The 26328-nt window shown below is 44.7% G+C and carries 23 protein-coding genes and 2 tRNA genes; 12 read left to right on the top strand and 13 right to left on the bottom strand.

Annotation, left to right across the window (positions count from 1 at the left end):
* Positions 1-119: 119 nt before the first annotated feature.
* Together gyrA and ACFI32_RS13400 are read right to left on the bottom strand one after the other, a co-directional pair.
* Positions 120-2816: a DNA gyrase subunit A gene (gene gyrA / locus ACFI32_RS13405; RefSeq protein ID WP_462627105.1), complete on the bottom strand. Its 2697-nt coding sequence runs from the start codon at positions 2814-2816 to the stop codon at positions 120-122.
* Between the two features lie 491 nt (positions 2817-3307).
* A complete protein-coding gene (locus tag ACFI32_RS13400; protein ID WP_462627104.1) occupies positions 3308-5044 on the bottom strand; it encodes an alpha/beta hydrolase family protein in 1737 nt (578 codons plus the stop codon).
* 377 nt (positions 5045-5421) lie between these two features.
* Between ACFI32_RS13400 and ACFI32_RS13395 the strand changes: the two genes are divergently transcribed.
* The 3 genes from ACFI32_RS13395 (at position 5422) to ACFI32_RS13385 (ending at position 7139) form a co-directional block, all read left to right on the top strand.
* On the top strand, positions 5422-5706 hold the full coding sequence (locus tag ACFI32_RS13395; protein ID WP_462627102.1) for a hypothetical protein: 285 nt from the start codon (positions 5422-5424) through the stop codon (positions 5704-5706).
* Between the two features lie 110 nt (positions 5707-5816).
* Positions 5817-6164: a DMT family transporter gene (locus ACFI32_RS13390; RefSeq protein ID WP_462627101.1), complete on the top strand. Its 348-nt coding sequence runs from the start codon at positions 5817-5819 to the stop codon at positions 6162-6164.
* 159 nt (positions 6165-6323) lie between these two features.
* On the top strand, positions 6324-7139 hold the full coding sequence (locus ACFI32_RS13385) for a methyltransferase domain-containing protein (RefSeq protein WP_462627129.1): 816 nt from the start codon (positions 6324-6326) through the stop codon (positions 7137-7139).
* Here ACFI32_RS13385 and ACFI32_RS13380 read toward each other — a convergent pair.
* The 7 genes from ACFI32_RS13380 to ACFI32_RS13350 all read right to left on the bottom strand — a co-directional run bounded on the left by ACFI32_RS13380 (position 7113) and on the right by ACFI32_RS13350 (position 17464).
* A complete protein-coding gene (locus ACFI32_RS13380; RefSeq protein ID WP_462627128.1) occupies positions 7113-8264 on the bottom strand; it encodes an ABC transporter ATP-binding protein in 1152 nt (383 codons plus the stop codon). The genes ACFI32_RS13385 and ACFI32_RS13380 overlap by 27 nt on opposite strands.
* Before the next feature lie 301 nt (positions 8265-8565).
* Positions 8566-10239 (bottom strand): ABC transporter permease, encoded by a 1674-nt coding sequence (locus ACFI32_RS13375; RefSeq protein ID WP_462627127.1) that lies wholly within the window; start codon positions 10237-10239, stop codon positions 8566-8568.
* Between the two features lie 143 nt (positions 10240-10382).
* On the bottom strand, positions 10383-11513 hold the full coding sequence (locus ACFI32_RS13370; RefSeq protein ID WP_462627100.1) for a Fe(3+) ABC transporter substrate-binding protein: 1131 nt from the start codon (positions 11511-11513) through the stop codon (positions 10383-10385).
* Between the two features lie 174 nt (positions 11514-11687).
* Positions 11688-12434, bottom strand: coding sequence for a 16S rRNA (uracil(1498)-N(3))-methyltransferase (locus tag ACFI32_RS13365; protein ID WP_462627098.1), 747 nt, complete (start codon positions 12432-12434; stop codon positions 11688-11690).
* Positions 12435-12509: 75 nt separating this feature from the next.
* Complete coding sequence (locus ACFI32_RS13360) at positions 12510-14012, bottom strand: 3-deoxy-D-manno-octulosonic acid transferase (RefSeq protein ID WP_462627097.1); 1503 nt, start codon at positions 14010-14012, stop codon at positions 12510-12512.
* A 203-nt stretch (positions 14013-14215) separates the two neighbouring features.
* The gene (locus ACFI32_RS13355) at positions 14216-15676 is read right to left on the bottom strand and encodes a tetratricopeptide repeat protein (RefSeq protein ID WP_462627096.1); all 1461 of its coding nucleotides are present in this window, start codon (positions 15674-15676) and stop codon (positions 14216-14218) included.
* Between the two features lie 189 nt (positions 15677-15865).
* Positions 15866-17464, bottom strand: coding sequence for a cardiolipin synthase (locus tag ACFI32_RS13350; protein WP_462627095.1), 1599 nt, complete (start codon positions 17462-17464; stop codon positions 15866-15868).
* Positions 17465-17906: 442 nt separating this feature from the next.
* Between ACFI32_RS13350 and ACFI32_RS13345 the strand changes: the two genes are divergently transcribed.
* The 3 genes from ACFI32_RS13345 (at position 17907) to ACFI32_RS13335 (ending at position 19198) form a co-directional block, all read left to right on the top strand.
* Positions 17907-17982 (top strand) — tRNA-Val (locus ACFI32_RS13345).
* 36 nt (positions 17983-18018) lie between these two features.
* Positions 18019-18095, top strand: a tRNA-Asp gene (locus ACFI32_RS13340).
* A 914-nt stretch (positions 18096-19009) separates the two neighbouring features.
* Positions 19010-19198, top strand: coding sequence for a hypothetical protein (locus tag ACFI32_RS13335; RefSeq protein ID WP_462627094.1), 189 nt, complete (start codon positions 19010-19012; stop codon positions 19196-19198).
* Positions 19199-19217: 19 nt separating this feature from the next.
* Here the strand turns inward: ACFI32_RS13335 and ACFI32_RS13330 are convergent, their stop codons facing one another.
* The 3 genes from ACFI32_RS13330 to ACFI32_RS13320 all read right to left on the bottom strand — a co-directional run bounded on the left by ACFI32_RS13330 (position 19218) and on the right by ACFI32_RS13320 (position 21318).
* A complete protein-coding gene (locus ACFI32_RS13330) occupies positions 19218-20024 on the bottom strand; it encodes a hypothetical protein (protein WP_462627092.1) in 807 nt (268 codons plus the stop codon).
* Entirely contained in the window at positions 20024-20716 is a 693-nt protein-coding gene (locus ACFI32_RS13325; protein WP_462627091.1) for a hypothetical protein, read from the bottom strand. The genes ACFI32_RS13330 and ACFI32_RS13325 overlap by 1 nt, the downstream gene beginning before the upstream one ends.
* Before the next feature lie 158 nt (positions 20717-20874).
* Positions 20875-21318, bottom strand: coding sequence for a hypothetical protein (locus ACFI32_RS13320; RefSeq protein ID WP_462627090.1), 444 nt, complete (start codon positions 21316-21318; stop codon positions 20875-20877).
* Between the two features lie 107 nt (positions 21319-21425).
* On the opposite strand from ACFI32_RS13320, the gene ACFI32_RS13315 reads away from it, so the two are divergent.
* Complete coding sequence (locus ACFI32_RS13315) at positions 21426-21737, top strand: transposase (protein WP_462627089.1); 312 nt, start codon at positions 21426-21428, stop codon at positions 21735-21737.
* A gap of 46 nt (positions 21738-21783) precedes the next feature.
* Entirely contained in the window at positions 21784-22599 is an 816-nt protein-coding gene (locus tag ACFI32_RS13310) for an IS3 family transposase (protein WP_462627088.1), read from the top strand.
* On the opposite strand, the gene ACFI32_RS13305 is transcribed toward ACFI32_RS13310, so the two are convergent.
* The gene (locus tag ACFI32_RS13305) at positions 22588-22914 is read right to left on the bottom strand and encodes a hypothetical protein (RefSeq protein WP_462627087.1); all 327 of its coding nucleotides are present in this window, start codon (positions 22912-22914) and stop codon (positions 22588-22590) included. The genes ACFI32_RS13310 and ACFI32_RS13305 overlap by 12 nt on opposite strands.
* 542 nt (positions 22915-23456) lie before the next feature.
* Between ACFI32_RS13305 and ACFI32_RS13300 the strand changes: the two genes are divergently transcribed.
* From ACFI32_RS13300 to ACFI32_RS13285, 4 genes are all read left to right on the top strand, one after another.
* Positions 23457-23627, top strand: coding sequence for a hypothetical protein (locus ACFI32_RS13300; RefSeq protein WP_462627086.1), 171 nt, complete (start codon positions 23457-23459; stop codon positions 23625-23627).
* A 308-nt stretch (positions 23628-23935) separates the two neighbouring features.
* The gene (locus ACFI32_RS13295) at positions 23936-24331 is read left to right on the top strand and encodes a hypothetical protein (RefSeq protein ID WP_462627084.1); all 396 of its coding nucleotides are present in this window, start codon (positions 23936-23938) and stop codon (positions 24329-24331) included.
* 370 nt (positions 24332-24701) lie between these two features.
* Positions 24702-24899 (top strand): hypothetical protein, encoded by a 198-nt coding sequence (locus ACFI32_RS13290; RefSeq protein ID WP_462627082.1) that lies wholly within the window; start codon positions 24702-24704, stop codon positions 24897-24899.
* A gap of 525 nt (positions 24900-25424) precedes the next feature.
* Complete coding sequence (locus ACFI32_RS13285; RefSeq protein WP_462627081.1) at positions 25425-26066, top strand: DUF6714 family protein; 642 nt, start codon at positions 25425-25427, stop codon at positions 26064-26066.
* Positions 26067-26328 lie beyond the last annotated feature (262 nt).

The raw sequence follows: 26328 nt of genomic DNA, 5'->3' as shown, positions 1-26328 counted from the left end.
TACATGCCAGTGAGTACGGGTATTTTGTAACTTTGTTTGTCATAAAAAAGCCTCTGACAGTACTGTCAGAGGCTTTGTCATTAATCACGATATCAAGAATGATGGTTATGAATACTTAATTATTCGTCAGGCGTATCATCACTGTCCGCTTCACTTGATGCCACAAGCTCAGCGGTCTCAATCAAGGCTTGCTCATCATCTGCAGCAAACACGCCATCCTCTTTAAGCGCCTCAACCAGACCTTCGTCATTTTCTTCATTTTCGACGCGTGCCATTGATACCAGCTTTTCATCTTTTGACAGACGAATTAAAGTCACGCCTTGGGTGTTACGGCCTGCACTGGCGACGTGTTCGACTGGCGTGCGTACTAAAGTGCCTTTATCAGAGATCAAAATGATGTCATCGGCAGGCTCAACCTTGGTCGCGCGTACCAATGCGCCGTTACGCTCACTGGTCTTGATGGCGATCACCCCGCCGCCGCCGCGATTTTGTGCGTTAAACTCTTCGATTAACGTACGTTTACCAAAGCCATTTTCACAAGCGATCAAGATTTCTTTAACATCATCTTCGATCACCACCAGCGACTTGATAAACTCATCTGCTTCTAGGCGCATACCACGCACGCCTTTTGCGGTACGTCCCATAGAGCGCGCGTCGTTTTCATCAAAACGAATGGCTTTACCACTTGAAGCAAACAGCATCACGTCTTGTTCACCATTGGTAATATGAGCACTAACCAGCTTGTCACCGTCTTCTAACCCGATGGCAATCAAGCCGTTTGAGCGAATGCTGGCAAACTGCTCAAGCTCAACACGCTTGACCGTACCATTAGCGGTAGCAAAGAACACAAAGCGGCCACTGACGTCTTCGGACATTTGCGGGATCGGCAAGATAGTGGTGACATACTCGTCAGCATCTAGGCCAATTAAGTTAACCAGTGGACGACCACGCGCGCCGCGACTGGCAATCGGCACTTCAAAACCGCGTAAGCTAAACACACGGCCCGTATCAGTAAAGCATAGTACGGTCGCATGCGTTGAGGTCACCAGCAAGTGATCGATCACATCGTCTTCTTTCATCGCGGTAGCTGACTTGCCTTTGCCGCCACGCTTTTGCGCCACATAATCATCGATCGGCTGGGTTTTGGCATAGCCAGTACGCGATACCGTCATCACCACGGTTTGCTCAGGGATCAAGTCTTCACGGCTAAAGTCGTTACGCGAGTCAATGATATCCGTGCGGCGCTCGTCACCAAAGTTATCACGAATCTCAATCAGCTCATTAGAGATAATGGTCATCAATTTGTCAAAATCGCCCAAGATCGACTCAAGACGGGCAATCTCGCTTAACAAATCCTGATATTCTTCAGTCAGTTTGTCCTGCTCAAGACCCGTCAAACGGTGCAATTGCATCTCTAAGATGGCGTTGACCTGATCGAGCGACAAGCGATAACGCGCTTCTTCGGCAATCAAACCAAATGGCTGCTTGGGGTCTTCGCCTTCAATAAACTCAGGACGCACCGATTGGCTGCCTGCGGCAGTAAGCATCGATACCACGCTGCCTGAGCCCCACGTGTTGTTCAGCAAGCTCTCACGCGCCATACCGCGGTTGGCAGAGACTTTGATGGTTGCGATGATATCATCGATATTGGCCAGCGCCACGGTCAACCCTTCAAGCAAATGACCACGGACGCGTGCTTTGTTCAATTCATAAATGGTACGGCGGGTCACCACTTCTTGACGATGACGCACAAAAGCGGCGATCAACTGACGTAAGGTCAACAGCTTTGGCTGGCCATTATCAAGCGCAACCATATTGATGCTAAAGCTCGATTCAAGCGGTGTCTGCAAAAATAAGTTATTAACGATAACCTCTGCCGTCTCACCGCGGCGCAAATCAATGGCGATACGCATGCCATCTTTATCCGACTCATCGCGAATCTCGCTGATGCCTTCGATTTTTTTGTCGCGTACCAGCTCAGCAATGCGCTCAATCAGTTTGGCTTTGTTGGTTTGATAAGGAATTTCGGTAAAGACAATACGCTCACGATCGCGGTTGACGCCCGTGTCACTCATCGGTTCGATATGATAACGACCGCGTACGTGCAAGCGGCCTTTACCCGTGCGGTAAGCATCGACAATGCCTGCGCGGCCATAGATGATGCCGCCTGTTGGGAAGTCAGGGCCTGAGATGTGCGTCATCAGCTCCTCGCCCGATATTTGCGGATTTTCCGCATACGCCAAGCACGCATTAATGACTTCAGTCAGGTTGTGCGGCGCCATATTGGTTGCCATACCAACCGCGATACCAGTGGCACCATTTACCAATAGGTTAGGCACGCGCGCAGGCAAGACGCTTGGCATACGCTCAGAACCGTCGTAGTTGTCTTCCCAATCGACAGTATCTTTGTCCAAATCAGCAAGCATCTGATGGGTCAGCTTGGTCATCCGTACTTCGGTATAACGCATCGCTGCCGGTGGATCATCATCGATTGAGCCAAAGTTACCTTGACCATCAACCATCGGATAACGCAAGCTAAAGTCCTGCGCCATACGCACGATGGCATCATACACGGCGCTATCGCCATGCGGATGGTATTTACCGATGACATCACCGACCACACGCGCCGATTTTTTGTACGGCTTGTTATAGTCGTTCGACAATACGTGCATCGCGAACATCACGCGGCGGTGTACAGGTTTGAACCCATCACGTACATCAGGCAGCGCGCGCGAGACGATCACGCTCATCGCATAATCCAAGTAGGATTGCTTTAATTCATCGACGATGGCAATAGGACTGACCGAATCGCTCATATACACTCCTTCATTGACCCCATTTCCAATGATTTGCCGATTTGGCTATTAGCAAGGCTCATACAAAAAGACAGCGGCACCAACGCGCCGCTTGAGCTTTTACACAAGCCATCTAAAAGCATCGTAAAACCTGCCAAACCACTGGAAAATGACGATAATTTTAATGGTAAATAAAAGAAGCTATTTTAGCACAAATTTGCCCATTTAGGGGCATTTGAGCGTCATTAACCTCAAGCAAATCAGTCCGTTAATGTGGTTGGCAAGGCTGCTATAACAGCGATTTATTACCTTGTTGTGGATATGGCAAAATTGCGACTGATTTGGAGGTATGGTGAGTTAACACCTCAGTCAAACTGCTTTGAGATACTAGGACGTGTCATCACCGTATAAACACTTTGCGCTTGGGCTTGTTATACATCATAAAAAAACAGCGCAACGACCCATTAGAGACCGCCGCGCTGCTGGCTAACTTATTGGCTTGTGCATTACGGTTACATCGTGGTGGTGGTGTCAAAATTTTGATCAAAGAATTCACGGGTGGCCTGCGTACACGCGCTACTGACCAAGCCGCCGTGGTATTTACTCAACACTTCAGCAGCTGCGGCTCTTTCTAATACAGCTTGATCGGTTACCCCCGCTGCCTTTGCCTGAGCAATTGCACTATCACTGGTAAAAGACAAACTCTGCGCAAATCTACTTTGAATGTTACCTGTGACCATGTTGGCATCCCACTGATTCATTGAAGCTTGACCAATCAAACTTAATACAGACTTCCCTTCGCGGCTATCGTCCGCCATGTTTGTTACATCAACATCAAGTACCGTGACGTTTAGATTGGCATTCGTTGCCATATTCGCTTGCTGCAATATAGTGGCCACTAAACCTGTGTTTAAATCGTAATAAACCGTGGGATCTTGATTGCCCCCGCAAAGCAGCGTTGGCATTTGCGGCATATAACCGCGCAAGTCGTTGTCTTTAAGCGCTTTACGCATGTTGTTCTGCGGATTCTCAGCAGGCATAGCCTCATTCATCACCGTTGGGTATGCATTGTCAGGCTTGGCCTTAGCATCAGTTATAAAAGCAGTGCGAAAATCTGTTTTGATCAGATAGTTATTGTCGTCGAATCCAAGCGCGAAAAAAGAGTCAGCGGGAATAGCAGGTAACACATTTAAGACAGGATTATCTTGTGGGCTTTTCTCAAATAATGCAAATTCAGGTAGCTTGTTCGCGGCAACGAGTTCAGCAAAACTGAGCAAACTTGGCAACTGGGTACTGGCATAATCAGGCTGAAAAACATCGGTTGGGCTGCTATAGATATTGCCATACTTTTTTTGCATACCTTCAGCCAATAGCGGTGCAAATCGAGTCGCGCCGATATTAACGTTACCGAAGAATATCGCATCACCAAACGCTGCCAAAGCATACGGCCCTGACGATGGTGCGATGGCCGTGACAGGACGGTTTTGCTGCTCAAGCAATCTGGCCGTTGCCATCGCTACATGACCACCCTGAGAGTAGCCACTGACAAACAATTTTCCCGAGTCGTCAATGTTAACGTAGTTATCTGCATTGGCGCGTTGCTGACGCATGATAATGGTACGCGCGCTGTCTAATGCCGCGACCATATCTGCCGATTGCTGATCGGCAACCAAATAAGGATGGTAGTCCAGTTCTGAGTCGTCATAGCCCGCATAGTTGGGCGCGACCACGATATAGCCTTGCGCCGCAAAGTTGGCAGCAATCAAGTTGGCCTCCGAGGCAGCGGCATTTTGCCCATTGCCGACTTGAGCAAAGTCATATTGCTTATCAGTAGTGGTGCCATGAGCATAAAGTAAGATTGGGCGATCACCTTGGCAGTCGGCTGTGTCACCTGTGGGCAGCATGAGTGCCGCCGTGGCGTTGGTATTTTCACCCGCCGCCCCTTTGACAGGGTAACTGACTTTTTCAACCGCTACGCCGCATTTTGCATTGGGTGTGGCGCTGCCTACTGGGGTGATACTGCTGTCAATTTGGCCTGCGCTAAAAGTCTGTATCGACTGAGCGTTTACCAAGTATTGTACGCTGGTATTGTCATTGTCATCGCCGCAAGCCGTCAGTAGCAAAGCACTGGCAATCGACACTGACAACAGGCAGCGGGTCGTGACTGGGGTACTGATAGGAGTACTGAAGTTGGCCTTATCAGCGCGATGGCTGATCGCTCTTTTGGTGGACTTATTGAATATGGTCATCATGCTATCCTTAGCAATTATTATGGGTAAACGCAGACGTGACAGGCGGCCTGCTGACTTTATTTTATGTCTCATACCTTACTGTTTATACCGCAAACTGTTATGAAAAGCTACTGACAAACATGTAAGCGACTGTCACGTTTATCGGTCGTTATGTAGTCGTCATTGTGAACCTTTCAGGCAACAATGACAGTAAGTGTCCAAATATAGGCCGCATCTGATAGGTCGATACCTGCTAAAAAACGTATCGAAGCATAGTAAGAAAAGCACAGTTATTGTAGACAAAGCCGCTGTAATCGCTACACTAGGCGTACTTTGTATGTGACCGCTGCGCGCAGCCCTGCATGACTTTTTTATTGGATAAATAGGCATTGATTATGATGGATATGTTTTTGGCACTTTTATGGATAGTGGCGATGGTGCTATATAGTTTCTCTAGTGACTATGCCATCAGCTTCCCCAATCATACGCAGCGCGCGCTACCCTTTGTACGTTGGGGCTCGCTATTACTTGCCATGGGATTGTCAGCGTATTTGGCGATGGCCTACCAAGACAATTTGCAAGGCAACGGTATTTGGGTGTTTATCGTGGTGGTTTTTGTCATCATCACCTTGGCTAAGCTGGTGTTCAAATGGGTGATCAACAGACGCCTAAAATCATAACCGCTGGCGGTCGCCACATACCAATAGACGGCCAAACGACACTCACCTTTGAATGTGTCGTTGCTCCCGCTTAATCCCATCAGCCTTTTTTTGATATAAAGCATCTGACTATGAACTCAACCTCTTTGACCACCGCGTGGATTGCCTTGATTGTCGCAGGCTTGTTTGAGGTTGGCTGGCCTATCGGCTTTAAGCTCTCCTCCTTACCGCAGTACAAAATACTGGGCTGGATCATGGCTGCTACGTGCCTTGGCATCAGTGGTTTTTTGCTGTGGTGGGCGCAAAAGTCCATCCCCATTGGCACGGCATACGCGGTATGGACGGGCATCGGCGCGGTAGGCACCTTCTTAATGGGCGTTTACTACTTCGGTGATAGCGCCAGTATCGGCCGCTTTGCGGGCGTAGCCCTGATTGTACTGGGATTAGTGACGCTAAAACTGGCAGAAAACGCCACCTAAAAACTTGTACAGCGCTTACAAAGCCTCACTTTGGCACTGTTTTACACCAGCTGATTTTTGTTATTCACTGTTTTTCATCATCAATAGATAAGATATGTTATGACTCATGCCGACAAACCGATAACCACACCAGAAACCACGCCAGATGATACCGACACCATGCCAACCGAGCCGCGCGCTGACCGCAGCTTTGACAACATCGCCGATCATTTTGAAAAAAAGGTCTATGGTGGTCTAAAAGGTGAGATACGGCTGGCGGTGCTGCGCCGTGATATTGTCGCTTATGCTAAACAGAGGCAGCAGCAACTGGGGCGACCATTGCGAATATTGGATGTGGGCGCTGGCTTGGCACAAATCGCCACTGAGCTTGCCGCCAGTGGTCATACGGTGGTGATTAATGATATTTCAGCCAATATGCTGGCCAAAGCCAAAGACCGCGTCACCCATCAACCCGTGGCAGCGGCCAACATCACTTGGCATGTGTGCCCTTATCAAGATCTTGAAGACAAGTTGGCAACCGAACAAGGATTTGACTTAATACTGTGTCATGCGCTACTGGAGTGGTTGGCAGAACCTGCCGCGATTATGGATTTTTGTGATCGTCATTTGACCGCTGAGGGCACGTTGTCTTTGTGTTTTTATAATCCCGCAAGCTTTGATTATCGCAATTTGATTATGGGCAACTTCAATCTGCTCGACCGCCTACTCGATAATAATGACTACAAGGCCGATAATATCAAAAGCCTAACGCCCAATCATCCTGTCGCCAAAGAAGAGGTTGAGGCGTGGCTGCTGGCTCATCAATACCGCACTCTACGCAGTAGCGGACTGCGGGTGTTTCATGATTATGCGCCATTAAAGCGCGGCGGTCATAACGACCCTGATGCCATTGTCCGTATGGAGCTGCGCTATTCAGGACAAGAGCCTTACAAATGGCTTGGGCGCTACTTACATATCTTGGCGGCGCGTGGCTGAGCGCTGATCATACTCTGACCACATGGTGGCATTGACGTTTTTTTCATCAAAAACCACCACATGCTCTAGCATCGGCAAAATTCCAATACGCGAGCCGATCGGGTGGTTGTGATGGCTGGCCACCAGTGCCAATATCAGCTGTCCGTCATCAAGCTGCAAGCGGTATAAATAGTTGGCACCGCGAAAGACGCGGCCAATCACCAAAGCCGTCTGCGTACTGTCGTCATCATGAACGATGTCATCAGGACGCACGAGCACTTTGATCGGTGTGCCATTGGGATAGTCATAACGGCAGTACTGCGGCTGCTCGTTGTCATCGAGTACTTCCCTTCGCCGATAAATATCGCCAAGCGCTGTCTCGACATGGCCTTCTTTAATGATGCCATCAATCATCGCACCCTCGCCCACAAATTCAGCAACAAAGGGACTGACTGGCTCGTGATACAGCTCACTTGGGGTTGCCCACTGTACCAAGCGGCCTTGGTGCATCACTCCCACCTTATCCGCCAGTGCAAACGCTTCATTTTGATCATGAGTGACCAAAATTGCGGTGGTATTAGTGCGCTTTAAGATGTCACGAACGCTCATCGCCAATGACTCTCTGAGCACCACATCAAGGTTTGAGAAGGGCTCATCTAGCAATAATAACTTGGGCTTGGGTGCCAGCGCACGTGCCAGCGCTACCCGCTGCTGCTGACCACCTGAGAGCTCAGAGGGACGTTTGTCTGCATGCTCGGTAAGCTCAACCAGACTGAGCATCTCTGCCACACGGGCAGCTTTGTCTGCTTTAGACCAGCGATTGAGACCAAAAGCAATATTTTTGGCCACGCTGAGATGACCAAACAACGCATAATCCTGAAACACCATGCCCATGCTGCGTTTGGCAGGCGCCAGTGCAAAACTGTGCTGCGTGGTCTGCTCGGTCAAGCGCTTGTCCTGCAACGCAATTAGCCCCTGACGCGTCGGCTCTAACCCCGCGATGGCACGCAAAGCAGTGGTTTTACCGCAGCCGCTATAACCCAAAAAGCAGCCGATTTCTCCTTGTGCTAAGCTCAGTGATAGCCCATCGACTACGGTTGTTTGCTCATACCCGACCACCAAGTCTTCGACTCGAAAATAAGGCATCTTGGTCGAATCATTATCAGGGTTCTCTGATGAGTGGACACCGCGCTGCCCTGTGGTCGGCTGACCATGCTTAGGTGCTGATGGTACAGCAGGCATCGCTGTACGGCCTGCGCCGCGCGCTTTGGTAGTCGTCGGGTGCGCAGGATCTGAAGCGTCGGTTGGGTCGTTCACAAGGTCAGTATACATAGACGGTACCAATACATAATATCAATAGACAATCAATAAAGCAGACGAAAAAGCGGTTAATCACTCATACAATAGCACATCGCAGTGGTAGCCAGCATAGCGCAAGGCAGGTAAGCTACCCCGTTTTGTCACTTTGGCGCAGCAGCACCCAGACAGGAATAAGGCCAACCAAGACGATCAAAAGACTCGGCAACGCCGCGCGTCCCCACATGCCCTCACTGGTCATCTCAAACACCCGCACCGCCAGCGTATCCCAGCCTTGTCTGCGCGTCATTAAGGTAATCGGCATCTCTTTCATCACCTCAACAAACCCCATCAGCAGCGCGGTCAGTACCCCAGGGCTGAGCACAGGCAGTACCACGTGCCGCCAGCGCTGAAAGGGGCTGTCACTCAGCAGCCGAGCGGCGGCTTCTTGATTGACCGTCAAGCGCTGTAATTGACGATCCACTGGCTGAAAACTAACGGTCATAAACCGCGTGGACAAGGCCAGCAGCATCACAACCACACTGCCTGATAGCATCTGATGCGAGGTAATGCCAAATGCGATCAGTTGATTGTCCAGCCAAGCAATGGGAATAAACACGCCCACCGCCAGCACCGTACCCGGCACCACATAGCCCAAATTGGCCAACGTCGCCATCAGATTGGTTGACTTGTCTGGATATTGGCGCTTAATCCACGCAATAATGATCGCCAACACCGTAATAAATGCGGTCGTCATGCTGGCAATCAATAAGCTATTAATGACAAAGTCGATATAACGCGCATCAAAATCTTGGCGAAAATTCATTGCTGTCCAATAGACCAGCTGCAAAAAAGGAATCAAAAACGCCAGTAAAAACACCACACTACACAACAGCGTCATGCCCAGCTTGGCAGGGGTACTGACCTCCAAACGGCGATTATTGCCTTGGCTCATCGCTTTGCCGCGCTTGGCTTGCCAATACTGCTCAAACAGCACCACGATAAATACCACACCGATCAACAGCGCCGCCAATTGCGCGGCTGTCGTTAAGCTAAAAAAGCCAAACCATGCTTTATAAATAGCGGTGGTAAAGGTATCGACATTAAACACCGATACCGCGCCAAAATCGGACAACGTTTCCATACTTGCCAGCAGTAAGCCGCCCAGTATCCATGGCATCGCTTGTGGTAGCGCCAACCGAAAAAACACCTTCCCGCGTCCCAACCCCAGCATTTGGCCTGCTTCGATGGTGCGCCGCCCTTGCGATAAAAATGCCTGCCGCGCCAGCAAATACACATAAGGATAAAAGGCAAATGACAAAATCAGCCCCGCACCCCATACATTGCGCACCGACGGAATCGCCGCATTGATACCCAGCTCACGCAGTCCTGTCTGCAGTGGCCCACTAAAATCGACAATACCGACTGTCACAAATGCCAGTACATAGGCAGGTATGGCAAGCGGCAACATCAACGCCCACGCAAAAAAGCGCTGACCGGGGAAGCGGTACATACTCGTCACCCATGCCAACGACGTACCAATACTGCCAGCAATGACCGTTACCATCATCAGCAAAATAGCCGTATTTTTGAGCACTTGTGGCAGCACATAGTCGGTCATGTGTGTCCAGATGTCTGCCACAGGCTGCGTCCATGACATCAGCACAATGACAATTGGAATCAGCATAAACAACGAAATCAGCCCGAGGACTGATTTGGAAAAAACGCGCGTACTGACCGTACGGTCGCGACTGGTAGACGAGTGTTGCTGACCGCGCTTATATATTATCTCATCGCCAGCGGACGCTTTTGGCAGTGTCTCCATAATCATATTACCGTGTCAGACGCATTAAATCGCTTGGGACTATTAGAAATGAGGCTATCAAAAATGGGGCTATTAAAAATTTGGGCGATTTTATCATGCATAAAACCGCCCATGTACGTTATCTTATCTGTTTTATCAAAAGCTTATTTGTAGCCCGCTTTATCCATCATTTGAATCGCTTGGGTTTGCAGTGCGCCAAATTTTTGTACATTGATATCATCAGGCTTAAACGTGCCCCATGATCTGAGCATATCTGACTCATCAACGCCCTCTTTTACAGGATATTCTTTGTCAGAGCTGGCATAGATGCCTTGTGCCTCATCGGAGGATAACCATTCCATCAGCTTGAGCGCGCCATCTGGATTGTCCGAGCTTGCTGTCACGCCTGCACCTGAAATGTTCACGTGCGTGCCTGTGGTGTCTTGGTTGGCCCAGAAAATTTTCACTGGGAAATCAGGCTTTTCATCAAGGATACGACCATAATAATAGCTGTTGGCGATACCCACTTCACACTGACCTGCAGCGATCGCCTCTAACATGCTGGTATCATCGCTAAACACATCCGTCGCTAGGTTGTCTACCCAGCCGCGAATGATGGCCTCGGTTTTTTCAGCGCCCAAATGCTCAATCATGCTGGCAACCAAAGACTGGTTATAGACTTTCTTTGACGTACGTAAGCACAGTTTGCCTTTCCATTTTGGATCGGCCAAATCGGCGTAAGTGGACAACTGATCGGCATTAACCTTGCTTGGGTCATAAAAGATCGTCCGCGCACGTAGTGACAGACCCGTCCACAAGCCTTTAGGGTCACGGTATTTGGCAGGTACGTTGCTTTCAAGCACGGTTGACGCGACCGGCTGAAGTAGGCCTTGCTGCCCAGCTTGCCACAAGTTGCCCGCATCGACCGTCAAGATCATATCCGCTGGCGTGTTTTTGCCTTCTGCTTGCAAGCGTGCCATTAAAGGGCCGCTTTTATCAGTGACCAGCTCAATATTCACGCCTGTTTTTTCAGTATATTTGTCCAATAGTGGCTTGATTAACTGCTCATTACGTGAGGAATAAATGGTCACGGATTGACCCGCAGCAGTCCCGTCGGCGGTGGTTGCTACGCCTTGCTCAGTGCTGGTATCAGCAGCACTATCAGTGCTCTCAGCTGGCGTTGATGCATCGTTACAACCTGCAAGGCCAAGCATCGCGCCAAAAATGGCAACCGATAAAGTGAGCTTGGCTGGGGTGCGAGACGGTAAAAAGGCGGCAACCGCATTCGATGACATGATATTCTCCAAAGTAGTGAGGCACGTAAATAAAACAGCAGTAGATAGTGGTGGTTACACAGCCGTGACAAGGCTGAAAACCAGAAGCCACATACTAATAGAAATGATAGTAGTTATCAATACATTTATCGATTTACCATCCACTGGTATAAATGGTTATCTTTGCATCTGTCATTATTCAGGATTCTGCAGCAACCACCTGCCAAGCAAGACATTGACAGCTGCTTCTGTACGCAGCACACGCTGCCCCATGCTGACCGCTTGACAACCATGCTGGGCAAACAGCGCAATCTCATAGTCTATCCAGCCGCCCTCAGCGCCAATACACAGCACATCGGGCAGTGAGTCAGCGCTTGATTGCTGCAAATACTCAGAGAAAGACGGTGCGTCATAAGGATGGGCAACGATGGCATGACGTTTGATCCAGCTTGCCAGCTCATCTTCGATAAACGGTTTAAAGCGCTTTTGCAGGGTGATGCGCGGGGCGATGGTATCTACGCCTTGCTGCAAGCCTTCGGTCACAAACTCATCCAAACGGCGCAGTAGCGGACTTTGCCAATAGCTCTTTTCGGTGCGATAGCTATTAATCAAAATAATATCGCGCACACCCAGCGCGGTCATATCCATAATCAAGCGGCGTAGCACCTTGGGACGCGGCAATGCCAAAATCACGGTCACATCAAGCTTGGGCGGCGGTGCACTTGTGAGTTGCACTGCACTAAGCTCAATACGCTCAGGGGTGATGTTTTCAATCACGCCTGTACCCAGCTGCCCACCAAATTGGCCGATTTTTAGCTGATCGCCCACTTGTAGTCGCAGTATTTTTTGTATGTGTGCTAGGTGTTCAGGGTTATTGATATAAGCGGTTGTACCTGTCTGTCTGGAAGAAAAATGCGCGGCAGGTAGCAAAATACAGTTCATAAAGTAAAGTCACAATTGGGGTGTATAGAAATTATAGTACGTGATACAGATAAAGCAGCAGCAATCAACATGGCATCAGCGCGTTATTTTATGTCCCACGCTATGCTCAATAATCTCTGTTATTAAGGCCATCTGGTCTGTCAGCACCGATTGCTGCTGCTTGGTTAAGTCAGCGCCTGCCTGCCCCGCCTTAGCAGCAAGACATGGGTGACTGAGCCAAAAATGCAGCTGCACATAGAGTAAGGCATGATCTTCGCTATGATCGCTGCCATCTTCTAACAAGACGGACGCGTGATTGTCCATTTCATCAACAGCTTGCGCACGATAAAAAGTATTGTGCGGTTGAAATAACGCGCCAACCCCTGCCAGCGCGTCCACGACACTTTGGCAGGATTGAGTATAGTGCCCCATGAGTATGGGCGTGGCGACGCTGGCAGGCTCAACAGGATTGTGCCCGCCAATATCGACCAGAGACCCACCGACCAATGCCACATCCGCTTTGGCATACCAGTGCATCAGCTCACCCATGGTATCGGCCAGATAAACTTGAGACTGTGCGCCATTTTGGGCATCGAAGTCATCACCTGTGCTGCGCCGCGCCATAGACAAGCCCGAATCTTGTATCAGCATAGCCACTTCATCAAAGCGCTCAGGATGTCGCGGCACGATAATCAGTTGCGTGTTGCTCAGCTCGGGGGTAGCCAACAACTGCTGCTGCAATGCCAGTGCAGCGGTTTCTTCGCCTTCATGCGTGCTGGCAGCCACCCATATCGGGCGATGGTCTGCAAGGGTTTTATTTTTGTCACTATCAGCTTGGGTTGGTAATGGATTTTGACTGGACTGATCATCAACCACAGATACCGCTTTAGGAGTATTGATCACCCATTTAAGCGAGCCTGCGACACACACTTGCTCATTGGTTGCGCCCAACTGCTTAAAGCGGGTGGCCGAGTCGTCATCTTGGGCAAGGATACACGTCAGATTTTGCATCATACTGCGACTGACCGCACCGATTTTTTGATAGCGCGCAAAAGACGCTGACGACAGTCGCCCATTGACCAAAATACTAGGGATCTGCCGCTGGTGCAGTATTGCCAAGCTATTGGCCCACAGTTCAGTCTCGACAAACAACGCTGCCACAGGCTGCACATGATCCAAAAAGGTGTTGATCACCTCAGGTGCATCTACTGGCACATAGCTGTGCCCCATACGACCCGCAGCAATATCATCGGCAAAACGACTGGAACCGCGCGCATAGCCCGTTTGTGTGGTATTGGTCAGCCACACGCGATATCCTGCCGCCAATAAACGATCCAGTAGCGGCGCGACGGTATTGGTCTCGCCCAAAGACACCGCATGGCACCAAATCATAGGGTGCTGCGCGTCATGCTGGGGTACTGGCGGATACTGCTTACCAAAGCGCTGCGCCACCTCTTGCTGATAGTTATCACGCTCACGAGAGCGCCGCCACACTTGCAGCCGATAAATCGGTTTTAAGCTGCGAATAACCAGACGATAATACCAAGGCGGCGTACTGACAGGATGCTTGAGTGATGGCGGTATAGAAGAAGATGGCATGACAGCGCCCAACATAATAGTGAAAGATAAAAAAACAGACACACGTTATTTCATAGGCTATTTTGATAAATAGCCCCAAAAAAACGCGCTCAGTGTACCGCAATTACGCACAAAACCCTACTGAGGTGAGTCATGCGCCTAGGGCGTGTCATCATAATAACGACTACCTATCGATAAAATTAAACCGAACCCATAAAAACGGATCACACAAAAATAAGCAGCAGTAGCGCCATGACAACCACAAAGCCGATCAATAATTGATAACGCTTCACACTCGACTGCTCTTGCCGTTTGGTCGCCATCAGTGACTCCGCTTGCTGCCACTGAGCCACCAGCGTCGCCGCTTCAGCATGACCATTTTTTGCCGCTTGCTCCAACCAATATCGACCTTGATTGACATCCTGAGTGACACCAAGACCTTGATAATATAAACGGCTTAAAAAACGCTGGGCGCGTGGGTCTTGCTTGTCCGCAGCAGTTTTCACATGTGCCACGCCAGCACTACTAGCTGCACCCTTATCCTCACTTAAGCCCTCAGCCAGCAGCTCATACATCGCCAAACGCAGCATCGCACCAGTGTGGCCCGCATCAGCGGCGCGTTGCAGTTGCACGAGTGCCTGCTTACGCGCGGCTTGATGCGCCGCAGAAAATGCCACTTGCGCCCGAGGTTTGTCTTGCTTGGCAATATGCTGTTCAAATTGATCGAGTACTTTTACCGCTTTTGGATAGTCCTGTACGCCCGTACTTTGCCCAACCTCAATAGTGTTCAAATCATTAAGTAGCTGAGTATATGGCTCAGGCGTGGGTGAATCGGCCTTAACAGTAGATGATGCGGAGGGCATCGACAGCGCAGCTGAATGTGTTGACTCAGCTGGCTTAGTTAACATCGTTGGGGCCGTTGAATGGATATTTTGAACAGATACATTTGATAAGGCGGCCTGATTATCGACCGCTGGTGTTGTCGGAGTATTGGTTGTGCTGGTCGAGGCTTGAGGCGCAGGCTGCATAGAAGCCGCTGTCGTATCAGTTTTTGGCACAGGCATTTGAGGTACTTTGGCCGTGTTAATAGCCACTGAATCCGAGCCAGCCGCAAGTATCTTGGACTCGGCAGGCAAGCGCGCAATGACCGCTTGATACAGTCCCCCCGCCACTGACCCACCTTGCACTGCTTCAAACTGGCGATCAATATTGCCAAACAATCGCAGACCAATCGGCTCTAACGCGAAGAACACATTATCAGCAGTTTCGATTCCAGCCACTTTATATACCACCGCCATATGCTGATAAAAATCATCGCTAACCAGCGGCAATTGCGGATAGCGACTGCGCAGCTCAAACTGACCATACCAGTGCGGCGCATGTTGCCACTGTACTGCCAACACTCGCCCCGCATAAAACGCTAAAAACAGCAGCAAGTTACGATATGGATCTTGCGTCAACAGCCGCGCCTCGTCCAGTTGCTCTGCTTTACTCAGCTCACGACGAACCTGCGACAACAAAGTATCCAGACGCTGCAAACTGACAAGCGACATATCGAGCTGGCAAGCATGCACCTGCGCCTCATAAGCAATGCCGCCTGCCACTGGAAGCTTGGCGACAAAATCCTGCCAGTAGCCATCAGCGATATAATCTAGCGGAGTTTTTGCAGTAGACACCTCAGACATGATGGATTCGTATCCTTTTTATTTTATAAGCAGTTATTTGTGAACAATGATAGCGCCTGACTATCATACCTCAAGCATACATCACTCAGCGCGCCAATATAAACAGGCCTTTGTATTGGCTTTTTAGACTATATAGGCAGAGCTTAGCCTAGGGCGTGTATTCATCTTCATAAAAATCTAAAAGCGACACTACAATAATGGACTAAACAAACGAATCGCATTATCCAGCAAACGCTGTGAGCTTGGACGATATTGCCATTCATCAAGCGTCAAAAAGACGCAGCTTTGCAAATACGACTCTTGGCATTCGGCAATCTGCGCCACCATCTCAGGGGTATAAATGGCCAAGCTCACCTCCATATTCAAGTAAAAACTGCGCATATCAATGTTAACCGTACCAAATAACGCATAATCATCATCAATTACCACCGTTTTGGCATGCAGCAATCCGCCTTTAAAGAGCGCAATATTTACTCCCGCTTCTAGCAGCTCTTGATAGTAGGCTTGGGACGCATGTTGTACCAAAAACGAATCCACCTTTTCAGGCACGATCAGCGTCACCTCCACCCCACGTTTGGCAGCGGTACACAGCGCGCCAGATAGTGCCTCATCTGGCACAAAGTACGGCGTTGTCATCTGAATACGATGGTTAGCACGGTGAATAATCGTCACCAACGTGTTATAAATCACATGCGCGGTCACTTGCGGTGCAGAAGGTATCAGCTGCGCCACCACATCATTGACCGCAGGCATTACAGGCACAAGCACGGGGGCGACCGCCTTATCAGTAGGCAAGCTCGGATCAATAGCATCAGCCAGTAGCTGTACGCGGCTGTTCATATCATTGATGGTCGGGCGTGACAGATACAGCTTACGGGTGTAGTTATTGACTCGATGATTGAGTGCGTTTAGATTGTCATTACTCTCAGCCCCAATGTCTGTGACCACCACTTTTGCCATCGCCGTTGCAATACTGAGCGGCTGCTGGCTGACACTGCGCATCATCACATCAATCCACTGGCCTACGTTCTTTTCTTGTTTAAAAAACTTTGGATCGACCAGATTAAAGCTGCCGGTATAGCCAATATACTCATCAATCACCACGATTTTGCGATGATTGCGCAGATCTGAGCGCTTAAATAAGGTCTTAAACAAACCCACAGGTAACGACTGGTGCACAAATACCCCAACCTGTTCCAGCTGTTTGTGCTCAGCACTGTTTATAAAGTTAAACCCGCCCACACTATCGATCAGAATATGACACTCAACCCCGCGTTTGCGCGCTGCCAATAGCGCTTTAATCACATCCAGCACGCGGCCTTTAGGGTAAATGATGTAAAACTCCATCAAAATCCGACTTTTAGCGTTGTTAATATCGGCGGTCAAACGATCAAATATTGTCTGCGTTGAGGTCAATAACTGCATTTGATGATCGGGAAACACTCCAAACCCCGTCCAGCGCGTACCCAAACGACTGACGCCGCGATACTCTTCTGTCAGCAGCTCCTCACCTTGATCAAATACCAAACGCTCACGCGCCGCCATATTATTCATCAGCAGCTTGGCTTCGTCCATACGCTGACGATAGCGACGACCAATCGTCGGCTCACCAACGAGCACATAGGCGATCAGACCTACTAGTGGTAGCGTATACAATACCGCAATCCACGCAATCGCCACACCAATATTGCGCTGTACCGACACGATACGCAGCGTTAGGATGATCATCATCGTAATGTGCAGTATCAGACCCAAGCCCGCAAAGTCACCCCAAGACCATGATGTCATATACTGCTCATGAGCCAACGTATCTATAATGATCCCCTTTATCGTCTGTTATGCGAAAGCTTTCAGTATAGATAATTTTGGCACACATACAATAGCTGACTGTCGAGCATTAACAAAGTCGCTATCTGACTGATAATACTGCTGTTTTGAATTAATTTAAAAAAACATGAAAAAAGTGTTTGACAGGGGTAAGCAAATCTATATAATACACATCCACAGCAAGGGGACTTACTTAGATAAGCCCAGCTGATTAAGTTAACATCGAGTGTGACAGCTGATGTCAACTTAGGAATTAAAAAGTATAACTACTTTGAAGATTCCAGAAAATTCCCTTTAAGTAAGGAATTTTCGCGATACATATAGTTATCGAGTTTTTAGAATTTACGACAATGTAAATTCTCTTGCGCTCGGACGAAGCAGTGCTTCGCTATATCCTCGCTCAGGGTGATTAGCTCAGTTGGTAGAGCGTCTGCCTTACACGCAGAATGTCGGCGGTTCGAATCCGTCATCACCCACCACTTATTAGCTTGTGGTAAAAAAGCTAGACGACTTAAGCAGCGGTAGTTCAGTTGGTTAGAATACCGGCCTGTCACGCCGGGGGTCGCGGGTTCGAGTCCCGTCCGCTGCGCCATATTTAAAACGAATTTAAACGTTACGTTTATACAAGTTTCGCCCCAAACATTAGATTGTTTGGGGTTTTTTTCTTTGAAATTATTCTTTAAGCCTTCATTTGTAAAGGTTTATTATTCTATCTTTAACAGCCCTTAAGAAATAGGATGTTACTTTAATCCTCTCTTTGACATCAACAATATGATGTGCTGATAACACGTTATTCCATAGCTACAGTCAACCTAAAAAAAGTAGTAAGGTTGAATTTGAGCAAGCTATTATAGATTTGATTTATCTTGACTTTATTAGGTCTATTTCTATTTTGTCCCTTAGAAAGCCAGGGGCTATGGAGCCAAAGTTACGGACGCTCAGTAAAGAATATAAGAGTGATATATGGGTCGAGTTGTTTGATGGTGGTAAAAATTACTTACGCCAAGTTGATTTTGCAAACCTATTGAACACAGAGCGTGACACGATGAGTAAGCAGTGCAAGACCACTGTGAATAAGAATCAAAACCAGAATTAATAATATGCGGTATTAAATGCTTGCTTAGTATTGATATTGAAGCTGTGGCTGTTTTTAACATATATCCATTACAAAATAATATGCTTGCGCTGCCTAAGAGAGATAGTCCAGAAGTATAAAACAAGGTAGTCGAATCAAGCTTGTAAACAACTAAACGTCTAAAGATGATTGGAGTACTGAATCCTATGTATGCTATCGAAAAGTATCACTAACGATACTTATATCTCGAGGTTCAAGGCCAAAATTTTGCCCTATCTTTCTGCAAGTATATATAAAAGTATCTCGTTTATCGTCTTGTCTTAGCTAAAATTTCTCGAAAATAAGATTATTAGTTTCTGTTATGTTGAGTTCTCATGTTTGCCGTTTAAAACCAAATATATTCTGTGGTATCTTTAGAAGTGGTTAACGGAATGACGACAGATAAACGTGTAATTGCCTTTGGAAAGCTTCTCTGTGAAATGCGTGAAAAGAAAGGAATGCTTCAAGAAAGGTTGGCAGAGATGGTAGGCATTGACTGTAGCTACATGATTAATATAGAACGAGAAAAAAACTTTAATAAATATTTATTTAAATATCATTGGTATAGAAGTATATCTTAAATTTAGATATGGGCTCATATTAAATTCTATCGTACCAATCAGAAATCAGATCAAAGCAGTCATTCTCTTTAATTCCAGAGGTGCATGCAATAATAGAAAAAAGACTATGGATTTCTAAAGCACTTTTATATGATATTAAATAGTAATTATTCAATTTCTCAAAATTTTTATCTATTTCGTCTATTTTTTTCTTAAAAAACTCGCATATATTTAATTTTTCCGCGTAGTTGCTCTCATCGCATTCGGCTAAAGAAAGAATAAAAAAATCAAATATACGCTCTACAATATCTGAAATTTCTTCAGAAAACCCTCCATAATACTTTTTTTCTTCTTGGTTTATGAGTGCACTACAACCCATCTTGTAATTCGACTTTAATAAATCAAAAGGATAGAAATCCTTACAATCATTCATTTTATCCACATAACTTGAGTAGATAATAGTAAACCCATATTTATCTAGTAGATCCGTAAAACTAATTTCTGAAGAGAAATGATTAGCATTTAAACTACTTAAAACGATCTTTGCAGATTCTTTAAATATACTCCTCGTAAAAAATAGATTGTATTCTAAAATATTTTCTATCAAATAGAAGATATCGTTAATTAGATCCACAATAAAAACTTCTAAATGATCATAGTCGTAAAATAGCTTATTGTAAATATGTAGAAATAATGCCAACAATGCCTCCATGCTAGAAAAATATTCTCTACCATCTTTTTCAGAGAATATTTTTTCTAGACCTGCATCCATAGAGGATACGTATTCTTCAAATTCTTTTTCTGAAAGAGAAAATATATAAAATACTTGCAATAAATCAGTGTGCATTATCTTGGACTCTTGCTGACATGATAGTTAAATGGGGAGTCTATAAAGTAGGAGTAGTCTCCATGAGGGTTGTGTCCAATATGAGGTTCGTGATGATCCATTCTCCATATCTGCTTAGCCTTCCCTTTATTCTTAAAACCAACTCCTATACCAGTAACTCTTCCAGTACCTGAAGAATCATTTACTACTTTTATATCTATACTTCCAACTTTCTTGATTTTAAATTCAAAGTATGGACCCATTGAGCTGGGCAAATAAATTACGTATCTATCAAGTTTTTTAGCATTTTTGCCCAAGTATTTACCCCATGAATCATGTAATAAAATCCCTGATTTACTCATCAAGCTTTCAATAGCTCTATCAATGTTGATATCGTTTCCTATTAAATTACTTCTTGATTGACTATATGCGCGTCTATTCTCAAAATTACTTGCCCCTGAAAAGTTCTGATTCAAAGCTGTTCTGAGCTCTAAGCCAACGAGAAAACAACCTAGAAAAGTTTGAGCTTTACCGGCAGTATAAGCGACTCTTATAACTGTACTGGTTAAGTTTGATGAGCTATGTAACCCTGCCATCATACCACCCAAACTCATATGCCCACTTGGATCAGTATAATAAGTAGGGTTAACATTCGCATACAGATACTTATCCAATGTAGTTGGATTACTAGCTCTACCTTGCCATGAGTCCATCTGCGTAAATCGTCCAGTACATTGCTCTTGGGTTTGTAAGTTGTTCTATTTTTATTGTGGATTGACTATGTCATAAAATATCGTAGAAAATAAAAGCTTTTGTCTCATGCTATTACAGTATTTATATAAAGTAAGAAAAAATTACGAAAATAAAGAAATTAGTTGAACGCAATCAAATTTTCATCATTATCATAAACAAACTCCAATAGACTGCAATATTCTATAGCAGTTATGGGCTCATAAAGAGGCAAGCCACTTAACCTTAGAATTTTTCTACCACTGTCTCTAACGCATGTCCAGTTTTTACCGCTATAATATCCGATAAGGTTCATATCTTCTTCCCTTAAATTATTCAAGGATTCAGAAAAAGACAACTGTACATTCGAATACTCAAGTTTTACTGAGTCATATAAAAAATCAAACTCGTCTACCCATGAATATTCATAAACATTCAAAGTACTAGTAAATTTAACAAGACAATGCTCCATATTATCTGAATGTTTATTTATAGGCACATCTTTACATATATAAGAAACACCTATATCTACTGGTAGACTAAGTATGGTTAAAAGCATCCACAGTACTTCCTCACTACTATTCATATTGTTCCTCCACTGATGCCACCTCATGACATGATAATGGTATGTAGTGGCATAATAAAATTGGACAGCGCATAAGAGGTTATACTACCCTAAAGAGGACAATTAGTATGACAACCAAACGCCGCGAATATACCCGAGAATTTAAATTAGAAGCCGTCAGTTTAGTGATTGAGCATAATCGCAAAGTTTCTGAGGTTGCCCAGTCGCTAGGCATAGGAGTCTCCACCTTAGACAACTGGGTACGCAAATATAAAAAAGAGAAACAAGGCATTGTCCCAACTGAAGGCCTAGCAATGACCGATGAACAGCGTCGGATTCAGGAGCTTGAAAGAGAAATTAGACAGCTTAAAATGGAGAAAGACATATTAAAAAAGGCTTCAGCTCTGCTAGCATCGGACAACCTGAACGTCTATCGTTAATTAAAACACTAGTAGAGCAAGATAAACGACTGAGCATAAGTAAGCTATGCAACTTATTCGATGTAGTTACTACTATGGCATACAGACTAAGCCGATTGATATAGAACGCATTAGGTTAAAAACCTTAATACGTCAGATATTCAATGACTCAAAGCAGTCGGCTGGCGCTCGCACTGTGGTTGCCATTTTAGCCAATAAGCACGAAATAACGCTGACGCGTTATTTAGCGTCTAAGCTTATGAGCCAAATGGGCTTAGTCAGTTGCCAGATCAAGAGTCACAAATACAAACATGCTGATGAAGAACATAAAGCCTATGACAATCTCTTAGACCGTAGCTTTAGACCAGCCGCTCCTAATCAAATCTGGACGGGCGATGTGACTTATGTTCGCATCAAAGGGGGCTGGTGCTATCTAGCAGTGGTGATAGACTTGTTTGCACGGTGCGTGGTGGGCTTTAGCATCTCAGACTCTCCTGATAGCTTTTTGACTGCCTCAGCACTACAGATGGCGTATCAGACGAGACTTAAACCAAGTGGGGTGCTGTTTCATTCTGATCAAGGCACGCATTACACCAGTAAGCAGTTCGCCCAGTCAGTAGCGAAGTGTACACGAATGAAACAAAGTATGAGCCGAAAAGGCAATTGCTGGGACAACGCCCCCACTGAACGCTTCTTTAGAAGCTTTAAGACAGAGTGGATGCCCAAAGGAGGCTACGAGAATATCACTGAGGCTAAGCAAGATATCTGTGATTACATCTGGGGCTATTATCAAACCGTGAGACCGCACAGCTTTAATAATTATTTACCGCCAGTAGAAAAAGAGAAGCGCTACTTTAATCAAAACCTCTTATCAGGTGTCTAAAATTAGTTGACCACTACAATTGGTCGCATCTGCTTTACTATATTTAGCAGTCGATGCGGCGGCAACAGTCTTACCAATGGTTATATTATTGCTAGCCTTAGCATTCACTATGGTTTTTCTTGTTGGTTTAATTGATGCTATGGTAAATGGAATAAAGCCTAGATGTTTCTTGGAAGGCTTAGCAACTGGAGCGGCTTTTACAGCAATAGGCTCTATGGCTGCACTAACAATGAATTTTCTTGCTAGAACCATTTTAACTATAGGGCAACTTGGTGCGCTCAGCACATTGCTTGGAGCTTTATTCTGGCCTGCCAATTGCAGTACTTTAACAAGTGATTGACACAGTTTATTTTTATCACTCTATTACATGCAACTGAAATTTTAATTTTTCAGTTACCCATTAAAAATGTGCGAGTTGAGAGATACAGAATGCTAAATTATTTTTTAGCTACATTCTGGTTAACTTTTTTGCTTATACTCATGTGCTTGCAAAGAAAGATATAACTGAAATCAGACATAGACCCTACCAGAAGTTAATTGGATTTTTGATTGTAGTCAATATGTTTGCAATACTATTCAAATTATAATTGGTAAAATTTACTACAGCAATTTCCACATCTCTAATGATATTAGATATTTTTTGATATACTTTATCAAATCAATAAGCCAATAAAAATACATCCATTGTTAAAAAATACTTATTTATATTAGAAATAAAGAAAATACTTTAAAAAATATTATATTTCAATATAGGGACAATATATTCTAGCATAGTGGATTATTTTATTAACTTACTAGTCATAGAGAAAAGCTCACCGCATATAACCTCTCAAGAGGGCCAAGCTATAGCTTAAATGATGAGCGAGGATACAGCAAGGGTCTGGGAGACCCTTGTCCGAGCGCAAGAGTCAAGCTGTGCTTGGCTGTCCGTCCCTGAGCAACTGTTTGACAATCCTAATACGCCCGAAAAAGAAGCTGATGGTATCAGTACGACAAAAATGCTTAGCCGCGCCGCTCAGAAATACTAGATCCGTAATTTCTCATAAATGAACAACTTCTCTACTGGTTAGCGTAAAATGTATTAAAATATGCTAAACGTTGTGGCTAAATATTGGATAGAACCTTTGCTGTGTAAGGATCCATATCTTAATATACATTAGAATCATTTAATGAAATATGGTTTGATTCCAAACAGTCACTTTGATATATGTGCATATAAAGATGAAGCTATCGTTTTTACCTCTTCAGCTGGTAGTTACAATAAGCCTGGAGCAAAATATATACCTAGCTACGAAAGATGGAAAGACCCTGTACAAAAATGGGAGGCTTATTAACCATGTTAAAATTTATTGAAATCAATATTTATTTAAAATGTGAAAACTTCAATATAATAGTTGAACGTTTTGGCTCTGAGTTTATATCAATATTTAAAAGTATACGCCAAACAAGAATAAAAGATAGATATATTTGCTCTAGCTATAGACTAAATATAAACCTACCCCCTTGTTCTGAAGATAATAAATCAAAACATTTAGATGATATTTCTCACTACCTCGAAAGATTTTATATCCTTAAAGAGATAAAGACTTATTTCGAAGAATGGTCTTGCTTAATGATTATTTATGACCAAAATTTTAACCAATACGACTTATTAAACTTAGATCAAAAAACAATATGTATGATAAGTGATTTAGGTTTAGCTTTACAGTTTCATGTGAATGATTTTTCTTAATGAGATCATACATAAGAGTAAGCCTAAAAGATTATTGTTCAATAAGCAAGCAGGTATCGTTCAGTATCCTTTCTTACCCTATGGTACCTTCTCCACCAACCTAACCCCTGAATATCGCTATGGATTGCCGCTTACTGTAAAAATAGGTGGCGTGGTCACGTATATCGATAAAATACTGCATACCAAGGTTGAAGTAAATAACGATAGAGAAAAGCTCGCCGCCTATAACCTATCAAGAGATCCAAGTCATAGCTTAAATGATGAGCGAGGATACAGGCCTTGAGGTCACTACACAATAGAAAGCCTTGAGCTATAAAAGATGGTTTGGTCCAAGATCGTCATTGATTCGAATAGCAGCACTGGGGTATATATGATTGGAGGCAGGCTTTATGGGGAAATATTAGCAGGCGTAGCTTTTGCATTTGCATTTGCAATGCCAATTTTTTATGGAATATTTTTTAAAGGCGCTTTTACTGTTGATCTTCTAATCGGTGTTAGTGTAGCCATTGGATTATCACAGCTTAACCGAAAAATGCTATTATTTAAAATATGTGGAGCGACAAAATGATGAATAAATACAGTTTCTATTTATACTCTTTATTCCTTTTAGCAGTTGCCATTGCTCTCATCTTTACAAAACCTGATATTAAGGATGTGATTCCTTTCGTAAATTTTTCTTGGATTGGTTTTTCCATTCTAGTTTTCGTAAGACAGGTCACTATAAGAAATATGATATATTTTACATTTATTTGGAGCCTTGTTATTATTTGCCTATTTAGTAAGATTTCATCTTGATAGAATCTACGAAATCAGTATCTCACTTTTAATAAACATCCCTAGTTAAAAAATTTTAGTTTTTGTTGATTTATATGCATTAGACCTATTACATAAGTCGTCGCTAGCCCCTACCGCTTCGTTGATAAAGTTCAGTAAATTGATACTTTTGTAAGAGATCTACTATAGAGGTATCGTCAATCGACCATACTTCAAACACCGTTATTCATGCCCACAGCAGCAGCCATAAACTAAAAAACCAGAGCGATAGGACAAATGTCTCAAATGGCACTACTATGATAATATAGGAACTAAAACAATGATAACCAAAATCATATTACAAGAGCTGATTAATGATGCCTTTGATTGTCAAAATCCAATAAGCTCAGAAACGCTACTAGAAGCTGACTTCAAAGAGTGGGCACACTGCCCACTGAATGAAAATAGTTTGAGAAAACTAAAAAATGGATTGAAGTTTGCTAGTCATGATAAATTTTATGAAAAACTGAACTTTATTGAAGACAATATGATTGATGGCACATTTCGTGAGCCTTTCAGAACATGGCAAGAAATACCAGCATGGTATATAGAGCAATACAGCCTATCTGGTTTATTAGAAATCTCTAAAGATAGGCTCTATTACTACTTACCACAATTTATGACACTGTTTATCAATGAGAATTTTGAAACCATCAAATACTGTAAATACGCAGCATCCCTTGATAACTGGTTCGACCTACTGTTGCCGCCTGAAACTCCTATTAAAGACTTTACGTACTGGCCATTTGATGGTTTGAGTGCTCAGCAGAAGGAAGCGACGGCTTTATTCTTAGCCTATGATTTAGATATGGGTCGTGTGGACTTAGACTATGATATAAACACTGGCTTTACGAATGCATTAGAAAACACTAATGAAGATGATAATGCTTCATATAACTTTTATTGGTTACCAGCGCTTTGATATACCCAATAAATTATTTGATCATACCCTAATTTTTAGACAGTAACTATTAACAATAGTCAAATAAATACAATCAAACTAAAGATTAATTCCTATGGATTACTTAATACTACTAACTCCTATTACATACTTACTCATTGTTTTCCTCAGTTCTAAATTTGAGGTATTTAAAATATTCTTAGTTCCTGTCTTTCTTATCAGTTTATTTTCTTCTTTATATGGGCTTATCATACATATTTGGACTATTTCTCATGGTAAGGTA

The sequence above is a fragment of the Psychrobacter sp. PSi21 genome, assembly GCF_054960615.1.
This window is presented reverse-complemented; position numbering and strand designations above follow the sequence as displayed.